This is a genomic window from Arthrobacter sp. AG1021 (assembly GCF_003633665.1).
GTDB classification, from domain to species: domain Bacteria; phylum Actinomycetota; class Actinomycetes; order Actinomycetales; family Micrococcaceae; genus Glutamicibacter; species Glutamicibacter soli.
Genome location: NZ_RBLB01000006.1, coordinates 288,296 through 307,336, shown reverse-complemented (window position 1 = coordinate 307,336; position 19,041 = coordinate 288,296). Strand labels below are relative to the sequence as shown.

27 protein-coding genes are annotated in these 19,041 nt (G+C 62.1%); 1 reads left to right on the top strand and 26 read right to left on the bottom strand.

The annotated features are described in order from the left end of the window. Positions 1 to 53: 53 nt before the first annotated feature. The 13 genes from DFO58_RS01665 to DFO58_RS01605 all read right to left on the bottom strand — a co-directional run bounded on the left by DFO58_RS01665 (position 54) and on the right by DFO58_RS01605 (position 8,074). Positions 54 to 626: an adenylate kinase gene (locus DFO58_RS01665; RefSeq protein WP_047119660.1), complete on the bottom strand. Its 573-nt coding sequence runs from the start codon at positions 624 to 626 to the stop codon at positions 54 to 56. Further along, positions 623 to 1,927, bottom strand: a complete 1,305-nt coding sequence (gene secY / locus DFO58_RS01660; protein WP_047119661.1) for a preprotein translocase subunit SecY — start codon at positions 1,925 to 1,927, stop codon at positions 623 to 625. Before secY ends, DFO58_RS01665 begins: the two co-directional genes overlap by 4 nt. Positions 1,928 to 2,180: 253 nt before the next feature. Continuing rightward, positions 2,181 to 2,636 (bottom strand): 50S ribosomal protein L15, encoded by a 456-nt coding sequence (gene rplO / locus DFO58_RS01655; RefSeq protein WP_047119662.1) that lies wholly within the window; start codon positions 2,634 to 2,636, stop codon positions 2,181 to 2,183. A 2-nt stretch (positions 2,637 to 2,638) separates the two neighbouring features. Further along, positions 2,639 to 2,845: a 50S ribosomal protein L30 gene (gene rpmD / locus DFO58_RS01650; protein WP_047119663.1), complete on the bottom strand. Its 207-nt coding sequence runs from the start codon at positions 2,843 to 2,845 to the stop codon at positions 2,639 to 2,641. Between the two features lie 5 nt (positions 2,846 to 2,850). After that, on the bottom strand, positions 2,851 to 3,528 hold the full coding sequence (gene rpsE / locus DFO58_RS01645; RefSeq protein WP_181728114.1) for a 30S ribosomal protein S5: 678 nt from the start codon (positions 3,526 to 3,528) through the stop codon (positions 2,851 to 2,853). A 29-nt stretch (positions 3,529 to 3,557) separates the two neighbouring features. Further along, a complete protein-coding gene (gene rplR / locus DFO58_RS01640) occupies positions 3,558 to 3,929 on the bottom strand; it encodes a 50S ribosomal protein L18 (protein WP_047119665.1) in 372 nt (123 codons plus the stop codon). A gap of 2 nt (positions 3,930 to 3,931) precedes the next feature. Continuing rightward, positions 3,932 to 4,468, bottom strand: coding sequence for a 50S ribosomal protein L6 (gene rplF / locus DFO58_RS01635; protein ID WP_047119666.1), 537 nt, complete (start codon positions 4,466 to 4,468; stop codon positions 3,932 to 3,934). A 21-nt stretch (positions 4,469 to 4,489) separates the two neighbouring features. Continuing rightward, positions 4,490 to 4,888 (bottom strand): 30S ribosomal protein S8, encoded by a 399-nt coding sequence (gene rpsH, locus DFO58_RS01630; RefSeq protein ID WP_047119667.1) that lies wholly within the window; start codon positions 4,886 to 4,888, stop codon positions 4,490 to 4,492. 57 nt (positions 4,889 to 4,945) lie between these two features. Continuing rightward, complete coding sequence (gene rplE, locus DFO58_RS01625) at positions 4,946 to 5,515, bottom strand: 50S ribosomal protein L5 (RefSeq protein WP_047119668.1); 570 nt, start codon at positions 5,513 to 5,515, stop codon at positions 4,946 to 4,948. After that, on the bottom strand, positions 5,515 to 5,859 hold the full coding sequence (gene rplX, locus DFO58_RS01620) for a 50S ribosomal protein L24 (RefSeq protein WP_047119669.1): 345 nt from the start codon (positions 5,857 to 5,859) through the stop codon (positions 5,515 to 5,517). The genes rplE and rplX overlap by 1 nt, the downstream gene beginning before the upstream one ends. Before the next feature lie 2 nt (positions 5,860 to 5,861). Continuing rightward, positions 5,862 to 6,233 (bottom strand): 50S ribosomal protein L14, encoded by a 372-nt coding sequence (gene rplN, locus DFO58_RS01615; protein ID WP_013349674.1) that lies wholly within the window; start codon positions 6,231 to 6,233, stop codon positions 5,862 to 5,864. Between the two features lie 328 nt (positions 6,234 to 6,561). Then, on the bottom strand, positions 6,562 to 7,518 hold the full coding sequence (locus tag DFO58_RS01610) for an endonuclease/exonuclease/phosphatase family protein (protein ID WP_113607434.1): 957 nt from the start codon (positions 7,516 to 7,518) through the stop codon (positions 6,562 to 6,564). Between the two features lie 52 nt (positions 7,519 to 7,570). Further along, positions 7,571 to 8,074 (bottom strand): VOC family protein, encoded by a 504-nt coding sequence (locus DFO58_RS01605; RefSeq protein ID WP_047119671.1) that lies wholly within the window; start codon positions 8,072 to 8,074, stop codon positions 7,571 to 7,573. Between the two features lie 68 nt (positions 8,075 to 8,142). On the opposite strand from DFO58_RS01605, the gene DFO58_RS01600 reads away from it, so the two are divergent. After that, positions 8,143 to 8,940 (top strand): helix-turn-helix domain-containing protein, encoded by a 798-nt coding sequence (locus DFO58_RS01600; RefSeq protein WP_120989132.1) that lies wholly within the window; start codon positions 8,143 to 8,145, stop codon positions 8,938 to 8,940. A 14-nt stretch (positions 8,941 to 8,954) separates the two neighbouring features. Here the strand turns inward: DFO58_RS01600 and DFO58_RS01595 are convergent, their stop codons facing one another. The 13 genes from DFO58_RS01595 to DFO58_RS01535 all read right to left on the bottom strand — a co-directional run bounded on the left by DFO58_RS01595 (position 8,955) and on the right by DFO58_RS01535 (position 18,973). Then, entirely contained in the window at positions 8,955 to 9,356 is a 402-nt protein-coding gene (locus DFO58_RS01595) for a Rid family hydrolase (RefSeq protein WP_120989131.1), read from the bottom strand. A gap of 140 nt (positions 9,357 to 9,496) precedes the next feature. Next, positions 9,497 to 9,784, bottom strand: coding sequence for a 30S ribosomal protein S17 (gene rpsQ / locus DFO58_RS01590; RefSeq protein ID WP_047119673.1), 288 nt, complete (start codon positions 9,782 to 9,784; stop codon positions 9,497 to 9,499). Further along, complete coding sequence (gene rpmC, locus DFO58_RS01585) at positions 9,784 to 10,047, bottom strand: 50S ribosomal protein L29 (protein WP_047119674.1); 264 nt, start codon at positions 10,045 to 10,047, stop codon at positions 9,784 to 9,786. The genes rpsQ and rpmC overlap by 1 nt, the downstream gene beginning before the upstream one ends. A gap of 2 nt (positions 10,048 to 10,049) precedes the next feature. Next, on the bottom strand, positions 10,050 to 10,466 hold the full coding sequence (gene rplP, locus DFO58_RS01580) for a 50S ribosomal protein L16 (RefSeq protein ID WP_047119675.1): 417 nt from the start codon (positions 10,464 to 10,466) through the stop codon (positions 10,050 to 10,052). Further along, positions 10,467 to 11,252 (bottom strand): 30S ribosomal protein S3, encoded by a 786-nt coding sequence (gene rpsC, locus DFO58_RS01575; RefSeq protein ID WP_047119676.1) that lies wholly within the window; start codon positions 11,250 to 11,252, stop codon positions 10,467 to 10,469. Next, positions 11,253 to 11,618: a 50S ribosomal protein L22 gene (gene rplV / locus DFO58_RS01570; protein ID WP_047119677.1), complete on the bottom strand. Its 366-nt coding sequence runs from the start codon at positions 11,616 to 11,618 to the stop codon at positions 11,253 to 11,255. Positions 11,619 to 11,678: 60 nt separating this feature from the next. Next, positions 11,679 to 11,960 (bottom strand): 30S ribosomal protein S19, encoded by a 282-nt coding sequence (gene rpsS, locus DFO58_RS01565; RefSeq protein WP_022874134.1) that lies wholly within the window; start codon positions 11,958 to 11,960, stop codon positions 11,679 to 11,681. 12 nt (positions 11,961 to 11,972) lie between these two features. Then, on the bottom strand, positions 11,973 to 12,812 hold the full coding sequence (gene rplB / locus DFO58_RS01560; RefSeq protein WP_047119678.1) for a 50S ribosomal protein L2: 840 nt from the start codon (positions 12,810 to 12,812) through the stop codon (positions 11,973 to 11,975). A 31-nt stretch (positions 12,813 to 12,843) separates the two neighbouring features. Continuing rightward, on the bottom strand, positions 12,844 to 13,146 hold the full coding sequence (gene rplW, locus DFO58_RS01555) for a 50S ribosomal protein L23 (protein ID WP_047119679.1): 303 nt from the start codon (positions 13,144 to 13,146) through the stop codon (positions 12,844 to 12,846). After that, entirely contained in the window at positions 13,143 to 13,745 is a 603-nt protein-coding gene (gene rplD / locus DFO58_RS01550) for a 50S ribosomal protein L4 (RefSeq protein ID WP_047119680.1), read from the bottom strand. The genes rplW and rplD overlap by 4 nt, the downstream gene beginning before the upstream one ends. 4 nt (positions 13,746 to 13,749) lie before the next feature. Then, a complete protein-coding gene (gene rplC, locus DFO58_RS01545) occupies positions 13,750 to 14,400 on the bottom strand; it encodes a 50S ribosomal protein L3 (protein WP_047119681.1) in 651 nt (216 codons plus the stop codon). Between the two features lie 20 nt (positions 14,401 to 14,420). After that, positions 14,421 to 14,729, bottom strand: a complete 309-nt coding sequence (gene rpsJ, locus DFO58_RS01540) for a 30S ribosomal protein S10 (protein ID WP_013349689.1) — start codon at positions 14,727 to 14,729, stop codon at positions 14,421 to 14,423. A gap of 413 nt (positions 14,730 to 15,142) precedes the next feature. After that, a complete protein-coding gene (locus DFO58_RS01535) occupies positions 15,143 to 18,973 on the bottom strand; it encodes a hypothetical protein (RefSeq protein ID WP_120989130.1) in 3,831 nt (1,276 codons plus the stop codon). Positions 18,974 to 19,041 lie beyond the last annotated feature (68 nt).

Genomic DNA, 19,041 nt, shown 5'->3' with positions numbered 1-19,041 from the left:
CGCTCGCCCGAAGGCTTGCCGTGCACGGTCCCTGCGCGTGAGAACGCTTGCGCTTAGGCGTTGACGTTCAATGCGGCCATGACGCGGTCGGTGACCTCGTCGATGGCGCCGATGCCGTCGACCTTGCGCACGATGCCACGTTCTTCGTAGCGGTCGACCACGATCTTGGTCTCTGCGTTGTACAGGCCCAGGCGGTGGCGGATGACCTCTTCGGTGTCGTCCGCGCGGCCTTCGATCTCTGCACGCTTCAGCAGCCGGGCGACCAGCTCGTCGTCGTCGGCGGTCAGCTGCAGCACGGCGTCCAGGGCGATGCCCTTGGCTTCCAGCATTGCATCCAGCGCGTCGACCTGTGCGCTGGTGCGCGGGTAGCCGTCCAGCAGGAAGCCGGTGGCCACATCGTCCTGGTTCAGGCGGTCTTCGACCATGTTGTTGGTGACCGAATCAGGTACAAAGTCGCCATTGTCGATGTACTTGCTGGCTTCGATACCCAGCGGGGTGCCGCCCTTGACGTTCGCGCGGAAGATGTCGCCGGTGGAGATCGCGGGGATCTCCAGGCGCTCGGAGATCTTCACGGCCTGGGTTCCTTTACCGGCGCCCGGCGGTCCAATGATAAGCAGTCGACTCATCGCAGTAGCCCTTCGTAGTTTCGTTGCTGCATTTGAGCATTGATTTGTTTGACGGTCTCAAGACCAACACCAACCATGATGATGATCGAGGTGCCGCCGAATGGGAAACTCTGATCTGCGTTGATCAACACGAAGGCAATCAATGGAATCAACGCGACGAATGCCAAGTACAGCGAACCCGGGAACGTGATCCGCGAGATCACGTACTGCAGGTACTCGGCGGTCGGACGGCCGGCCCGGATGCCCGGGATGAAGCCGCCGTACTTCTTCATGTTGTCCGCCACCTCAACCGGGTTGAAGGTGATGGCTACGTAGAAGTAGGTGAAGCCGATGGTCAGCAAGGTGTACACCAGCATGTACCACGGCGAGGAGGTCGAGGAGTGCGTCTGCAGCCACAGCGCCCAGTCCGGCAGCGTGCCGTCCGGGTTCTGGTTGAACTGCACGATCATCTGCGGCAGGGCCAGGATCGAGCTGGCGAAGATCACCGGGATCACGTTAGCCATGTTCAGCTTAAGCGGGATGTAAGTGGAGGTCCCGCCCACGGTGCGCCGACCGATGGTCCGCTTGGCGTACTGCACCGGCACGCGGCGCTGGGACTGTTCCACGAACACAACCAGGCCGATGATGACCAGGCCGATGGCGATGACGCCGACGAAGGTCAGCCAGCCCTGGGTCTGCAGGATCGCGCCCATGGAGGCTGGGAAGCCCGAAGCGATCGAGGTGAAGATCAGGATCGACATGCCGTTGCCGATGCCGCGTTCGGTGATCAGCTCGCCCATCCACATGATCAGGCCGGTGCCTGCCGTGAGTGTGATGATCATCAGCAAGATGACGATCAGGCTGTCGTCCGGCACCAGCGGGAGGCTGCAGCTCGGGAACAGGTTGCCTGTGCGGGCCAAGGTCACCAAGGTGGTGCCCTGCAGCAACGCCAAGGCGATGGTGAGGTAACGCGTGTACTGGGTCAGCTTGCCCTGGCCGGCCTGGCCTTCCTTGTGCAGGGTCTCGAAGTGCGGGATGACCACACGCAGCAGCTGCACGATGATGGCCGCCGTAATGTACGGCATGATGCCCATCGCGAAGATCGAAACCTGCAACAGGGCGCCGCCACTGAACAGATTCACAAATGAATAAAGTCCACCGGTGGTTTCACCCATTGCCAGACACTGCTGAACGTTGCTGTAATCAATACCCGGGGTCGGGATGAATACGCCGACACGGTAGATCGCGAGGATCCCCAGCGTGAACAGCAACTTGTTGCGCAGATCAGGCGTCCGAAAAACTCGGGCTATGGCGCTGAACAAGCGTCCTCCTGAAGTATGTTCCTGAGTCGTTGAGCCAGATACGACTACGACCTAATGATTCTAGCTGTCCTAGGTAGCTCCGCGCCAAATACGAGACACGGAAAATGCCCGGAATTTTCTCATTTGTAATAAGAACAGCCAGATCACCGAAGCTATTTCCGGCGATCAGCCGAAAATCTTTGAGAAATGGAAAGCCCCCGTTCACCTTGAAAACTCAACGTGAACGGGGGCTTGGCCTTGGCTTGACCCTAGCTTAGAGGGTGTTTGCCGAGCCGCCGGCAGCAGCGATCTTCTCAGCAGCGGAAGTCGAGAAGGCATCAACCTTCACGTCGACCTTGACCGAGATCTCGCCGGTGCCCAGCACCTTGACGGGCTGGTTCTTGCGAACGGCGCCCTTGGCAACGAGTGCCTCGACGGTGACTTCGCCACCCTCTGGGAACAGCTCCGAGATCTTGTCCAGGTTTACAACCTGGAACTCGACGCGGAACGGGTTCTTGAAGCCGCGCAGCTTCGGCAGACGCATGTGCAGCGGAAGCTGTCCGCCTGCGAAGCCTGCCTTCACCTGGTAACGAGCCTTGGTACCCTTGGTACCGCGACCGGCGGTCTTACCCTTCGATGCCTCACCACGACCAACACGGGTCTTGGCGGTCTTGGCACCTTCAGCTGGACGCAGGTGGTGTACCTTAAGTGCGTTTTCCTTCTGAGCCATCTTTACTTCGCCTCCTCAACCTTCAGCAGGTGTGGGACCTTGTTGACCATGCCGACAGTCACAGGGTCAGCGGAGCGGACAACGGTGTGTCCGATGCGCTTCAGGCCCAGCGAGCGAACAACGTCGCGCTGTACCTGGTTACCACCGATGATGGACTTGATCTGGGTGATTTCCAGCTGGGCGTCGCTTGGAACAATGTTCTTAGCCATTGAAATTAAGCACCTGCCTTCTGGGACTGGATGTGACGCAGCATTGCTGCCGGTGCAACCTCGTCCAGCGGAAGACCGCGGCGAGCTGCAACAGCCTGAGGCTCTTCCAGAGCCTTCAGTGCGGCAATGGTGCCCTGAACGATGTTGATCTGGTTCTGCGAACCCATCGACTTCGACAGGATGTCGTGGATGCCTGCGCACTCCAGCACGGCGCGCACCGGACCGCCGGCGATAACGCCGGTACCCGGAGCGGCTGGGCGGAGCAAGACAACGCCAGCGGCGGCCTCGCCCTTGACCAGGTGCGGGATGGTGGTGCCAACGCGTGGAACGCGGAAGAAGGACTTCTTGGCCTCTTCAACGCCCTTGGCGATAGCGGCAGGAACTTCCTTAGCCTTGCCGTAGCCAACGCCGACCATGCCGTTGCCGTCACCGACGACTACCAGAGCGGTGAAGCTGAAGCGACGACCACCCTTGACGACCTTGGAGACGCGGTTGATAGCTACAACGCGCTCAAGGAACTTGTCCTTGTCTTCGTTGCGGTTATCCTTCTGATCGCGACCGCGGCCACGACCTTCACCACGACCGCGGCCTTCGCCACGACCGCGACCCTCGCCACGGCGGGATCCGGTGTTCTCGGTAGCGGGAGCAGCTGCAGTCTCGACTGCCTCAGTAGCTTCAGACACCTGAGTTTCCTTCTTGTTGGTTGCTTCGCTCACAGTGCCAGCCCACCTTCACGTGCGCCGTCAGCAACAGCAGCCACGCGACCGTGGTACTTGTTGCCGCCGCGGTCGAATACAACAGCCTCAATGCCGGCAGCCTTGGCACGCTCTGCAACGAGCTCGCCAACGCGCTTGGACTTTGCGGTCTTGTCTGCATCGCTTGCGCGAAGATCTGCTTCCATGGTCGAAGCGCTGGCCAGGGTCAGACCCTTCGAGTCGTCCACGATCTGAACGAACATGTGACGAGCCGAGCGGTTGATGACCAGGCGTGGACGAGCCTCGGTACCGACGATGCGCTTGCGCACACGCAGGTGACGGCGACCGCGCTGAGCGGACTTGCTCTTGCCCTTGATTCCGATAGCCATGATTACTTACCAGCCTTTCCAGCCTTGCGCAGGATACGCTCGCCGGCGTAGCGGATGCCCTTGCCCTTGTAAGGCTCGGTCTTGCGCAGCTTGCGGATGTTAGCGGCAACCTCACCGACGTGCTGCTTGTCGATGCCAGCAACGGTGATCTTGTTGTTGCCCTCCACGGACAGGGTGATGCCCTCAGGGGCTTCAACGCTGATCGGGTGGGAGTAACCCAGAGCAAGCTCAAGGGTGTTGCCCTTGGCCTGAACGCGGTAGCCGGTACCGTGGATTTCGAGCTTCTTCTCGTAACCCTCGGTGACACCAATGATCAGGTTGTTGATCAGGGTACGGGTCAGACCGTGCAGCGAACGGGCCTCGCGGCCGTCGTTCGGACGGGAGACGGTAACGGTGTTCTCGTCCTTGGCAACGGTGATCGGAGCCGAAACGGTCAGCGAAAGCTCACCCTTCGGGCCCTTGACGGTGACCAGCTGGCCATCGATGTTCAGTTCAACGTTGGCAGGAACGGTGATCGGAAGACGTCCAATACGTGACATAGTGTTTTCCTTCCCTTCCCGTTACCAGACGTAGGCGAGGACTTCCCCACCCACGCCCTTCTTTGCAGCCTGACGGTCGGTAAGCAGACCGGAGGAGGTGGACAGGATCGCGATACCAAGACCACCGAGCACGTGAGGCAGGTTGGTGGACTTTGCGTAAACGCGCAGGCCTGGCTTGGAGATACGACGTACGCCGGCGATCGAACGCTCGCGCGATGGGCCGTACTTCAAAGTGATGGTCAGCTTCTTGCCGACTTCGGCAGCCTCTTCCTCGAAGGAGGCAATGTAGCCCTGTTCCTTCAGGATGTTGGCAATGCGCAGCTTGAGCTTGCTCGACGGCATCGACACAGTGTCGTGGTAAGCCGAGTTGGCGTTGCGCAGACGAGTCAGCATATCTGCGACTGGATCTGTCATAGACATGTGGGCTTCAGCCCTTCCTCGTTACGGTTTCCTTTGCGGACCTGTAACGTAGTGAGATTAGTTGTTGGTCTTGAACGGGAAGCCCAGAGCCTTGAGCAAGGCGCGGCCTTCGTCGTCAGTCTTGGCGGTGGTCACCACAGTGATGTCCATACCGCGCACGCGATCGATCTTGTCCTGATCGATTTCATGGAACATCGACTGTTCGGTCAGACCGAAAGTGTAGTTGCCATTGCCATCGAACTGGCGGTCGCTCAGGCCGCGGAAGTCGCGGATACGAGGCAGTGCCAGGGTGATCAGGCGATCAACGAATTCCCACATGCGATCGTTACGCAGGGTGGTGTGGGTACCGATCGGCATGCCTTCGCGCAGCTTGAACTGTGCGATCGACTTGCGGGCACGGGTAACCACTGGCTTCTGACCGGTAATTGCGGTCAAATCGCGCACGGCGCCTTCAATGAGCTTGGAATCCTTGGCTGCTTCGCCAACACCCATGTTCACTACAACCTTGGTCAGGTTAGGAACCTGCATCGGGTTGGCGTAGTTGAACTGCTCCTGCAGGGCAGGGCGGATGTCAGCTGCGTACTTAGCGCGCAGACGTGGCTGGATCTTGTTGGCTGCTTCAGTCATTACAGATCCTTTCCGGAAGCCTTGGCGTAACGAACGCGTACAGTCTTGGACACGCCGTTCTTTTCTACGGTTTCCTCGCGGAAACCAACGCGGGTTGGCTTCTTGGTTTCTGGATCAACAACAGCAACGTTCGAAACGTGTACTGGAGCTTCAACAACCTCGATGCCGCCAGTCTGGGTGCCGCGCTCGGTCTGGCCAGCCTTGGTGTGCTTGGTGACGCGGTTAACGCCCTCAACCAGCACGCGGTTGGTCTCGGTGATGACCTTCAGGACCTTGCCCTGCTTGCCACGTTCCTTACCGGCGATGACCTGAACTAGGTCACCCTTCTTGATCTTTGCGCCCATGCTTACAGCACCTCCGGAGCCAGGGAAACGATCTTCATGAACTTCTTGTCGCGAAGTTCACGACCCACTGGGCCGAAGATACGAGTTCCACGAGGATCGGCAGCGTCACCCTTGAGGATCACTGCAGCGTTCTCGTCGAACTTGATGTAGGAACCGTCGGCGCGACGGATTTCCTTCTTGGTGCGAACGACGACAGCCTTGACGACGTCGCCCTTCTTTACGTTGCCGCCAGGGATTGCATCCTTGACGGTTGCGACAATGGTGTCGCCGATGCTTGCGTAGCGACGCTTCGAGCCACCCAGAACACGAATGGTAAGGATTTCCTTAGCACCGGTGTTATCGGCAACCTTGAGTCGCGACTCCTGCTGAATCACTTCTTACTCCTGTCGTCTCGCTGGTTCTCATAAATGAGCCTTGCGGAACGGATATGGTCTCCACGATACGATCGCTTACCCCCACCGACGCGGGCGCACCGAATGCTGATCCCAATTGGCGGCAGGGCCGAGGCGTAAAATATCGAGGCTGTGTGTGCGGCGAATATGATTTCCGACCGCACTGCATCAGGCCGAAGGTGGATAGTCCCCGAACAAGATGCGCACAGATTCTTAAGTTTAGCCTAGAGTGGCGCGAAACCGAAATGGTGTGGTAGGGCGAAAAGACGCGTTGTTGGTCACATCGGCAACGGAAAAGAACCGCGGAAATTCAAGGATCCACCATCAGCTCGGCCACCACACCCAGATGGTCCGAACCGCCAATGCTCTGCGTTTGGAAGTCCGCCACGTGTGCCTGGCTGGCCAGAATATGGTCGATTTCGACCAGCGGAGGGAATCTCCTGCCCGCCGGCCACGAGACGTCGGGCCACCGACCGGAGGATTCAAGGAAACCGGCCGTCGCACTTCGGTACTGCGGGTGGGCGCGTACCGAGTTGAAGTCCCCTGCCAAGATCACCGGGCCCCCGCGGTGGCTTTGCGCCCAGTCTTCCAGCGCGGCCAGTCCCTGGGCCCACCGCGCGGCGTTGTTCAGCGGCGGGTAGATGTGGATGCCGGCGACTGTGACGGGCCCCTGCGGCGTCTGCACTTCGGCGACCGGCAGCGAATACCACCCGGTGTCCTTCGCGCTCAGCTCCTCGGTCCGCTCCGTGAGCCGGTAGCGCGAGAAGATCACGGTATCACGCTCTCCCCCGGCCGGGGCCTGCGCGGTCCGGTATCCCAGGTCATTCATGGCGCCGCGCTGGGCCAGGGCCGCATGCAGCGGTTCGCTAGTTTCCACCAGCACCAGAATATCGGGGTCGCGCTGCCGGATCGCCTCGGCCAGTTCGTCGGGTTCCGCGCCCGCCTTGAGCGTATTGAAGGACATCACCGTCAACGATTCGCCACTTGCCCCGGCGGTCGAGCACGGCATCGCGGGGTTGAAGCTGGCAGCTACTCCTGACAGCAGGCAGCCGAGCAGCAACGCTGCGAGAACCCATCGGCGCCTCAGCAGCGCGACCAGGCATGCTGCGGCCGGCAGCACGAGCATCCACAGCGCAAAGGCCTGCAGCTTCGGAACCCAGCCGGCGCCGAGCCATGGGAGCCATCCCAGCAATCCGATGAGAATGCCGGCCAGCAGCACGAGCGGCCACGCCCACGGATGTGTCGTCGTCGCCCGTGTGCTCATCATGTCTTGAGCCTACGCGGTGAGGTCCATGCGGAAGCCGATTGACGGCGTGTTCCTACTGTTCAGATGCCCATTGGGCCACCCGTTGCGCGCTTTCTTCCTCGGACAGGTCTTCCACCCGGCTCAAGATGGACCAGCGGATGCCGAAAGGGTCGATGATGGATGCGAATCGGTCACCGGAGACGAAGTTCGTGGCCGGTTCGCGAATCGTCGCGCCGGCTTCGACGGCCTTGGCAAGCACCGCATCGACGTCCTGGCAGTACAGCCCCATGGAATAGCAGGCGTTCGGGGCGGCGGGCGGCGGAACGAGCCCGTAGTCCGGGCTTGGTTCACCGATCTGCAGGTGACCCTGGCCGAAGTCGATCTCTGCATGCGCAATAACCCCGCCCATCACGGTGGTGTCGATGATGCGCGCGCCGAACACGTCGCGGTAGAATTCCAGCGCGCCGGCGGCATTGGCGATCGACAGGAACGGGGTCAGGCTGCTCACGCCATGCGGTACGCCGTCGGTGGTGTATTTGCCGGAGACGCCGCGGGTTGATTCATTCTCTGTTTTCATGCCACAACGGTATTCCCCTGTGGCACCCTTGGACTTGTAGAAACACGACAACTTCAAGGCGGTGGCCGGTGGCAGATGAACGCGATCGCCGAGGTGTCCTGTATCCCGCGCGGCTCCCGCAGTTCGAGCGTATTCTCCCGCCACCCGAGCTGAAGGCCCTGGTCGGCTGGTTCTGGCTCGTGCACTGGGATATCGATGCCGGCAGGACCTCGCGGCAACAGCTGCTTCCGTTCCCGTTGATGAACCTCGTGGTGCAGGAAGAAGGCGTGACGGTGTCCGGCCCGGCCTCCGCGGCATCCCACCGGGATCTATCCGGCAACGGGTGGGCTGTGGCCGCCTTGCTCCGGCCCGCTGCGGCGGACGTCCTGGAGCTGTCCCCCGCCGAGCTGGTTGACCGCGAAGTCGAATTCAACGCCCCGGATCTGCTGGAGGCGGTCACCTGCATCCTGGGCAAGGGCGCGGGCCCTTCGGGCAATCATGAAAGCGCCGCTGCGCTGGGAGCGTGGTTTACGTGTACGTGTCCTGTCCCTGAGTCGCAGGGGCTTGTGGCCAACGAATTCATCGACTACGTCGCCGCGACCCGCAGCGCAGTCAGTGTCGAGCAGGCGGCCGCAACACTGGGATTGGGCGTCAGGAGCCTTCAGCGGCTTTCGCTGCGGTATCTCGGGTTGCCGCCCTTGGCGGTCATCCGCCGCTACCGGCTGCAGGAAGCAGCCGCACGGGTACGGGAGAACCCGTCAACCTCCATCGCCCAGATCGCCGCCGAACTCAGGTACGCGGACCAGGCGCACCTGGCTTCGGACTTCCGGAGAATTCTCGGATTCAGTCCCAGCTCGTACCGCGAACAGAATGTTCCTGAACGCTAGCCACCCCGAGGACTTCAGGGCACGATGGCGGCGATCGCGCTGATCTCGATCAACGCGCCGGGCAATCCCAGGGCGGCGACCATGCTGGCCACGACCAAGGGCGGTTCGTCCCTGGCGAGCCGTGGAGCGATCGCCCCGTAGGCGGCATTGACATCGCTGCCCTGGACCATGACGACGGTCCATTGCACCACGTCGTCGAGGCTCGCTCCGGCGGCTGCCAGTGCCGCCACCGCGTTGTCCAAGGCCTTGGACGCCTGCGCGGCGATGTCCCCCTCGCCTTCCAGCCGGCCTTGCGCGTCGACAGCGTCCTGCCCTCCAAGATAGACCGTGGCCATGCCCGGCGGGACCACCGCCGCGTGGCTGAAGGCCGGTGAGTGGACGAGCCCCTCGGGGCGGAAAAACTGAATCTGTGCCATGAAGCATGGTTGCACAGAATTCTCGGCCAGGCCACGGCAGCCACGTTGTTCCGTATGCGCAAAAACGCCCCGAACTCTTCTTTCGAAGTGTTCGGGGCGTTTTGTGCAATTCACGTAATCCGTGAAATCACCAAGAAAGCTTACTTAGCCTTCTCGACGATCTCGACCAGACGCCAGTGCTTGTCAGCAGACAGCGGGCGGGTCTCAGCGATTACAACCAAGTCACCGATGCCGGCCTCGTTGTTCTCGTCGTGAGCCTTCACGTTCTTGTTACGACGCATGACCTTGCCGTAGAGGGCGTGCTTCACACGGTCCTCAACGTCAACGACGATGGTCTTCTGCATCTTGTCGGAAACCACGTAACCACGGAGGGTCTTGCGGTCGTTGCGCTCGGTTGCGTCAGCCACACCGTTCTCCTTCTCGCTCATTACTTGGAGTCCTTCTTGGTCTCTTCAACCGGAACAACGACATCCTGACGAATACCCAGCTCGCGTTCGCGCAGCACCGTGTAGATGCGGGCGATGTCGCGCTTGATGGCCTTCAGGTTACCGTGGGTCTCCAGCTGGCCGGTGGCCGACTGGAAACGCAGGTTGAACAGTTCTGCCTTGGCCTTCTTCAATTCCTCGTTCAAACGAGCAGTATCGAAGCCGTCCAGGGACTCAATGCTAAGGTCCTTAGAACCGATAGACATCCCTATTCACCACCTTCACGACGCACGATGCGTGCCTTCATCGGCAGCTTGTGAATCGCGAGACGCAGGGCCTCGCGAGCTACCTCTTCACTGACGCCACCGAGTTCAAACATGACTCGTCCTGGCTTGACGTTGGCGACCCACCACTCCGGCGAACCCTTACCGGAACCCATGCGGGTTTCGGCTGGCTTCTTGGTCAGCGGACGGTCTGGGTAGATGTTGATCCACACCTTACCGCCACGCTTGATGTAACGGGTCATGGCGATACGAGCGGCCTCGATCTGACGGTTGGTCACGTAGGCCGGGGTCAGCGCCTGAATACCGAAATCACCGAATGCTACGGTGGTGCCGCCCTTGGCAGCACCCGAACGCTTCGGGTGGTGCTGCTTGCGGAACTTTACTCGACGTGGGATAAGCATTTAAGCCTCTCCTCCTTCCGCAGCCGGAGCTGCAGCGCCCTTGTTGCGGTCGTTACGACGACGACGCTCTCCACCACGTGGACGATCGTTGCCGCCGCGGCCGCCGCGAGCTGGAGCAGCAGCAGCCTGCTGTGCAGCCAGTTCCTTGGCGGTGACGTCACCCTTGTAGATCCAGACCTTCACGCCGATGCGGCCGAAGGTGGTCTTGGCTTCGAACTTGCCGAAGTCGATGTTCGCGCGCAGGGTGTGCAGCGGCACACGGCCTTCGCGGTAGAACTCCTTGCGGGACATTTCTGCACCGCCCAGGCGACCGGAGCACTGAACGCGGATGCCCTTGGCACCAGCGCGCATTGCCGACTGCATTGCCTTCTTCATCGCACGGCGGAAAGCCACGCGGGAAGCAAGCTGCTCGGCGATGCCCTGGGCGACCAGCTGGGCCTCCATGTCAGGGTTCTTGACCTCGAGGATGTTCAGCTGAACCTGCTTCTTGGTGAGCTTTTCCAGCTCGCCGCGAATGCGGTCGGCTTCGGCGCCGCGGCGACCGATCACGATGCCCGGACGAGCGGTGTGGATGTCCACACGCACACGGTCACGGGTACGCTCGATCTCAACGCGGGCGATGCCGGCGCGGTCCATGCCGTCGGACAGGAGCGCACGGATCTGTACGTCTTCCTTCACGTAATCCTTGTAGCGCTGACCTGGCTTGCTGGAATCAGCGAACCAGTGCGACACGTGGTCAGTGGTGATGCCGAGACGGAAACCGTTCGGGTTTACCTTCTGTCCCATTTAGTTCTCCCCACCCTTCTTAGGGGTTGAAACAACCACAGTCACGTGGCTGGTGCGCTTCTTGATCTGGAATGCGCGACCCTGAGCTCGCGGCTGGAACCGCTTCATGGTCGGACCCTCGTCAACAAACGCCTCGCTGATAATCAGCTCGTCCTCATTGAATGCTTCACCTGCGCGGTCCGCGGCGGCACGGGCGTTAGCCACTGCCGATGCGACAACCTTGTATACCGGCTCCGAAGCTGCCTGTGGGGCGAACTTCAGAATGGCCAGTGCCTCGTTGGTCTGCAGACCACGAACAAGGTTGACGACGCGCCGGGCCTTCATAGGCGTTACGCGGATATGGCGCGCAATTGCCTTGGCTTCCATTGCTATCCTTCTCTCGTCTATCGAAGAAGTGCTAAGCGATCACTAGTTCCCTTGCGGGGCCTAGCGGCGCTTGCCCTTCTTGTCGTCCTTTACGTGGCCACGGAACGTGCGCGTTGGGGCAAACTCTCCGAGCTTGTGACCAACCATGGATTCGGTAACGAACACAGGAATGTGCTTGCGACCGTCGTGCACGGCGATGGTGTGTCCCAGCATGTCCGGGATGATCATCGAACGGCGGGACCACGTCTTGATGACGTTCTTGGTGCCCTTTTCGTTTTCAGCAACGACCTTCAGGAACAGGTGCTGATCGACGAAGGGGCCTTTCTTCAGGCTGCGTGGCATGTTTCCAGGCTCCTATCGCTTGTTCTTGCCGGTCTTGCGACGACGCACAATGAGCTTGTCGCTTTCCTTGTTCGGACGACGGGTGCGTCCTTCACGCTTACCGTTGGGGTTGACCGGGTGGCGACCACCGGAGGTCTTGCCCTCACCGCCACCGTGTGGGTGGTCGACTGGGTTCATGACAACACCACGCACGGTTGGGCGAACGCCCTTCCAGCGCATGCGGCCGGCCTTGCCCCAGTTGATGTTGATCTGCTCGGCGTTGCCAACTTCGCCGATGGTTGCGCGGCAGCGCACATCGACGTTGCGGATTTCGCCGGAAGGCAGACGCAGCTGAGCGAAGCGACCCTCACGGGCTACCAGCTGGATCGAAGCGCCAGCGGAACGAGCCATCTTGGCGCCGCCGCCTGGGCGGAGCTCCACAGCGTGAATCACGGAACCAACCGGGATGTTACGCAGCGGCAGGTTGTTGCCTGGCTTGATGTCAGCGTTCGGACCGGCCTCAACGGTGTCACCCTGGTTGAGGTTGTTCGGTGCGATGATGTAGCGCTTGGTGCCGTCCACGTAGTGGAGCAGTGCGATACGAGCGGTGCGGTTCGGGTCGTACTCGATGTGAGCAACCTTTGCCGGAACGCCGTCCTTGTCGTGACGACGGAAGTCGATCACGCGGTATGCGCGCTTGTGTCCGCCACCCTTGTGTCGGGTGGTGATCTTACCGGAGTTGTTACGGCCGCCGCTCTTGGTGAGTGGGCGAACCAGCGACTTTTCCGGAGTCGATCGGGTGATTTCTGCGAAGTCGGCTACCGACGAGCCGCGCAGGCCCGGGGTAGTCGGCTTGAACTTACGAATTCCCATTTATTCTATTCCTCGTTAAAGTGGTCTCCGCTTAGGAAAGCGGACCGCCGAAGATGTCAATCGAACCATCCTTGAGGGTGATGATTGCACGCTTGGTAGCCTTGCGTGCGCCCCACCCGAACTTGGTACGCTTGCGCTTACCTGGACGGTTGATGGTGTTCACGGAATCAACCTTGACGTTGAAGATAGCTTCAACGGCATTCTTGATTTCCGACTTGTTCGAACGTGGGTCGACCAGGAAGGTGTACTTACCTTCGTCGATCAGACCGTAGCTCTTTTCCGATACGACTGGTGCGATGACCACGTCGTGTGGAGCCTTGGAGAAGGTGCTCACTTGGCTTCCTCCTTCTGGACCAGGGCATCGAATGCAGCCTTGGTGAAGACTACGTCATCCGAAACCAGAACATCGTAGGTGTTCAGCTGGTCGACGTACAGAACGTGCACAGCGGCGAGGTTGCGCACGGACAGTGCAGCAACATCGTTGGCGCGATCGATGACGACAAGCAGGTTCTTGCGCTCGGTCAGCGAACGCAGGGTTGCCAGTGCTTCCTTGGTCGACGGGGTCTCACCGGCGACCAGGTTCTCAATGACGTGGACGCGATCGAAGCGTGCGCGATCAGACAGGGCGCCGCGCAGTGCAGCAGCCTTCATCTTCTTCGGGGTACGCTGCGAGTAGTCGCGCGGGGTTGGGCCGTGGACAATGCCGCCGCCGGTCATGTGAGGAGCGCGGATCGAACCCTGACGGGCGCGGCCGGTACCCTTCTGCTTGAACGGCTTGCGACCTGCACCCGAAACCTCGGAGCGGTCCTTGACCTTGTGGGTACCCTGGCGGGCAGCAGCCAGCTGTGCAACGACAACCTGGTGCAGCAGCGGGACGTTGGTCTGTACGTCGAAGATCTCTGCAGGCAGTTCGACGTTAAGTGCCTTAGTCATTTACTTATGCTCCCTTCACGGCGGTGCGTACGAGGACGACGCGGCCGCGGGCGCCTGGAACGGCACCCTTGATCAGCAGGAGGTTCTTCTCAGCGTCGATGGCGTGGATGGTCAGGTTCTGAGTGGTAACACGCTCAGCGCCCATGCGACCAGCCATCTTCTGTCCACGGAAAACGCGACCTGGGGTCGATGCGCCGCCGATGGAACCTGGCTTACGGTGGTTCTTGTGAGCACCGTGCGAAGCGCCAACACCGGAGAAGTTGTGACGCTTCATGGTACCGGCGAAGCCCTTGCCCTTGGAGGTGCCAACGACGTCGACCTTCTGGCCGGCTTCGAAGAGTTCCACAGACAGTTCCTGGCCAGCTGCGTACTCGGCAGCGTCTGCGGTGCGCAGTTCTACCAGGTGACGACGTGGGGTCACGCCTGCAGCTTCGAAGTGACCTGCCAGTGGCTTGGTCACCTTGCGCGGATCGATCTGGCCGTAGCCGATCTGAACTGCGGTGTAGCCATCGCGGTCAGCGTTGCGAAGCTGGGTGACAACGTTGCTATCAGCCTGCACGACGGTGACAGGGATCAGGTTGTTGTTCTCGTCCCAAACCTGGGTCATGCCGAGCTTCGTGCCCAACAGGCCCTTAACATTGCGGGTTGCGGTCATAGTTTTCTCGCCACCTCCCCTTAAAGCTTGATTTCGATGTTGACGTCCGCCGGCAGGTCGAGACGCATCAGCGAATCAACAGCCTTCGGGGTCGGATCGACGATGTCGATCAGACGCTTGTGCGTGCGCATTTCGAAGTGCTCACGGCTGTCCTTGTACTTGTGTGGCGAACGGATAACGCAGTACACGTTCTTTTCCGTTGGCAGCGGCACTGGGCCGACTACGGTTGCGCCTGCGCGCGTGACCGTCTCAACGATCTTCCGGGCTGAAACGTCAATGACCTCGTGGTCATACGACTTCAGCCGGATGCGGATTTTCTGTCCCGCCATGGCGTCATGCCTCTTTCTGATAGCACTATTTACAAGTTCTGTGCCTAATACGGGCTCTTGCGAGCCGGCACGCCTTACGCTGTGGCTGAATCCGGATGAATCCGGGTTCCTCAACCCCAGGAGGCTCCGACCCCCGAACTCGGGCGTGTCGCGTAAATTTTAGTCACGACAGTCCGCAAAAGTTTTCACTTTCATCGGAGGCCTTATAGTTTGAAGCAGTTGTATCGATCCCGAACCCCAGGCATTATCCTGCGTGAGAGTCGATCCCGGTCGTTCAAACCAGCCGATTACCCCGGCAAACGGGGATCGGGTTGCACCGAAGCAACTTATCTAGTCTGACAGGTCGGCGGGAATCGCGCAAATCTTTTGGGCGCATCCGGGCGCGTGATCTTGACCTCACGCGCCGCCAAGGGCTACCTGGGCTGCCCGGAATCCGGCTGGTCCTCGCCGGCATCGGGGCGATTGGACGGCGGCCACGGCGCTCCGGGCACCGGGTGCTGGCCCGGCTGGGGGCTCCCGGACGGAATGGACCCGGCAGGTCCCCCGCCCTGCTTCAAGCTGTCCACCCGGGAAAGCTTGATCACCGCCGCGGCAATCAGGCCCACGCCGAGGATTACCAGCCAGAGGAAGGCCAGCGACCTCAAGGACCAGAGCACTGCCAGGGTAATGGTTGCGGCGCCCCACCAGATGTAGAGGCGGCGGCCCTGCTTCAGTCCGTAGGCGATCAGCGCCGCGAAGAAAATGAGCGCGTAGATCCTGGTCGCCGGTTTGGCATCGACAAGGTTCGCCAGCATCGCCAGGTTCGCCATCACGCCGGCGACAACCAGGTACCGGTTGGCCAGCACCGGCTTTTTTTGCAGGTTGCGCCAGACGACGAGCAGCACGAAGACCAAGCTGGAGTAACAGGCGAGGATGCTTGCTTCCGGCAGGTGCTCCAGGATCGTGTAGCTGCTGATACCCAGGTAGGCGGCCAATGGCAGCAGCAGATCCAGGGTGTACGGCTTGAGCTGTTGAGGGCATTCGAAGATGCGCACGGCCACTGCCACCGCGAAGACCAGCGCCGCGCCGCCCAGTACCGGGCCGGGTTCCCGGTTGCCCAGGTGGGCCAACGCGCCGGCTCCGAAGGCGCAGGCAAGGCCCATCAGCAGGTACAACCGCGAGGCGGATCCCCTGGCGTCCGCTGCCCGGTAGGCCTCGGCGGGATAGCTGGGGCGCGCCGCGGCGAAACGTCCATGGGTCGCGGCCATGACGTAGAAGACGAAGGTGGCGGCCAGCAGGGCCCAGACCACGTCCAGGGTCTGCAACCGGCTGAGAACCTGCACATTTCGCCACAGCCGTACCGAGTAGAGCAGCGCGGCGCAGGCGGCGAGGCCGGAGCCCAGGGCGAACCAGGCGACAGACCGGGTGTGCACCATCAAGGCGAAGTACACCGCGGTCAGGGCGGCGCTGGCAAGCACCCATCCATCACCGGGGATCCGGGCATTGAGCACCAGCAGCGGCAGGAACATTCCCGCACCGACGGCCACGCCCACATCCGGCCGGCGTCGGAAGATCCACTCCGCGGCCGCGGCCGCGCCGGAAAGAACCAGCAGCAGCCCGAAGGCCACCGGGGTGTCCCACCACGAGTTCCTGACCCATCCGCTCTGCGTGGACAGGTCCAACGCGGGGATCTGGATGAGGGCGAGCACGGACAGCAGCGGGGCGAAGAGATAAGCCTGGCGCCACCGGCCGGCTGAGTGCTCTGCCATGAACAACGCCGTGCCGTAAAGTCCAAACAACAGGCTTTGCAGCAGCAGCACTCCCCTGTCGGCATCGAGGCCCACGCTGGAATAGCCCAGCGTGGACACCGGGATGAACACCAGCATGCCCCAGGCGATGATACGCAGCTCAAGGCGCAGTTCACGGCGCTGGCGCCAGGCGGAACCGAGCCGGACTAGCTGCGGCAGCACCACCGAGACGCTGAACAGGGCGAACTGTCCGTGGCCGTCGAAGTTCATGTGCCCCGTGAACCACCAGACGGCGCTGGAGAAAGTAAGCTGGGCGGCGCCTGCGTAGATCATCTTCCAGCCGGCAATCCGGACCCGGCGGGCCTCAGCCAGGAAATAGGCCAGCAGCACCAGGGCGATGGCCAACCCCGGCTGCCACAGGCTCGCGCCCAGGCTCAGCAGGTAGACCAGGGCCAGCACTGCGGCGGCGGTTCCGCGCACTGCGTGCTCTTTCGTCAGGCTTCGAGGTGCGGCGCGCAGCGCGGCCAGTATCGTCAGCGCGAGGGTGGGCACTGCGCCGGCATTGAACCACCCCACAGGCTCCAACCCGTAGTAGGCCTCGGCATCCGCAAAGTCCAGACTGGTGAGCAGGGCGAGGCTCGCCAACGCCAAGGCGGCGCTGCAGGCCAAGCGCAGCTGGCGCAGGTCGATGCCCCGATAGATCAGGGTTTTGCTCCCGCTGGCAACAGCGTCCATGGCCCACAAGGCGAAAAGCGGCACCCACAGACCCAGGACGCTGGCCACGCTGAGCGCGGCGGGCTGCGCAGGGTATCCCAGATCGCCTGCCGCGGCGCCGGCGGTCACGCCGAGGGCAAGGCAGAGCGCCCAGCCGATCACCCGGTAGGCTACGGACCACGGAGCTGGCATCTTCGTCCGCAGTGCCAGAACCACGAGCAGCGCCAAGCCCAGCGCGGGTAGCAGGCGCCAGGGTTCAGCAGCGTTGTCCATGCCGGGAAGAACGGCGAACGCCAGCAAGGCTGCGAGCTCGATCTTTGCCTGTCGCCACAGCCCGGGAACTGCGGCGAGCACGAGCACAGGCACCGCCACGAAGCTAATCAGCCCGGTATCGGCGCCGAACGCCGAAGCCTGATAGGCGGTGACCACAGACAGCAGCGCCAGCATCCACAAGGTGGCGCGCTCGATGCGCCACAGCCTGGCGTCGACCGCGAAGATGGCGCGGTAGCTGTCGCCGGCCAGCACCACGGCCAGGGCCTGCGCGGCAAGCAGCACCGCGACGACCAGCGCGATGGATCGCACCGGCAGCTCCAGCAGCGCGCAGCCTGCAATAACCGTGAGCATGGCGGTGGCGCGCGCGGAGAGGAAACGCAGGTGTCGAGCCCGCTCGAACAGCCTGACCGAGAGCAGCAGCTGGGCTGTCAGCAGGAAGAAGACCCAGAGGTAGTTCCGCGCGGTCAGCGCCGGGGACAGGATTACCGCGAGGGCCAGCACCAGCGCGGGGATCATCTGGGCGGTGGTCTTCAGCGCCTGGAAGAAGATCGAGTCGCGAACGGTCCGGCTGCGAGTGGCCGCCAGCAGCAGGATGATCGAGAGGACCAGCAGGACGAGCAGGTAATAGAATACTCCGCGCTGCATGGTCGCGGCCGAGGCCATGGCGGTGCTCACCAGAATGAGCACCGCCAGCCAGGCGAGCACCCGTGAACGGAAGCGCACCGTGGCGTAGCCGACAGCCACCGTGGCGATCGCCGAGAAAACCAGCCAGACGGTCGGTCCGCTCAGGTCCACGGTGTTGTAGGTGGCGATGGCGCACAACGGCAGCAGGGCCAGCCCGGTGCCGGCGAACGCGGCCGCCGCAGGCCTCAGGGATTCACGGGTGGCATGGACTGCCAGTCCCCCGCCGTAGAAGGCGGCAGCCAGTGCGAAGAGCGCCACCAGCTTGGCCAGCGGCAACAGCGCGAAGCTGAGGAACAGCGCCCCAGCGGCCACGATCATCAAGGCCGCGACGTACAGGGTGACGTTGATATTGCGCAGTTCGCGTTCGCGCTTGCTCAGGACCTTAACCGGGGCTGCGGGCGCCGGAGGCTGCGCAGCCGTGCGGTTGCCTCCCGTCTGCAGGATGCGCGGACGGTCCTGCCAGGCGCCGGACGCGCCTGGGACGGCCGGGATGTCCGCGGCTGCATCCGCGAGATACGGCTGCCCCGCCGGCGGCGGTACGGCGTCCGGCTGCGGGGCGGCCTGCGGCTCCGTCGTTTGGAATGCGGCGGGCCTGGGGATGCCGGCAGCCGGCAGGTGCTTGTCCTGTTCCGGCCCTGACTCGACTGCATCGGGGAGCTCGGGGCTGGGGCCGGGTTCCCTGCGCAGCTCGCCGAGGAACCGGACCGCGGCCTCGTAGCCTTCCTGCCACGCGGTTTCCCGGGCTTGGCGCAGGACCTGCGCGTCACTGGAGGGCGCCTTGCGGCCCGCGTTGCGGCCGACAATAAATGCCGCCGCGATGAATACCAGTGCTACGAGTACTTCCATTGCCCCGGCACTCCCCTCGCTGATGATTCGTCAATCCGACGGGAATATCCCGCCCCTCTAATTAGACC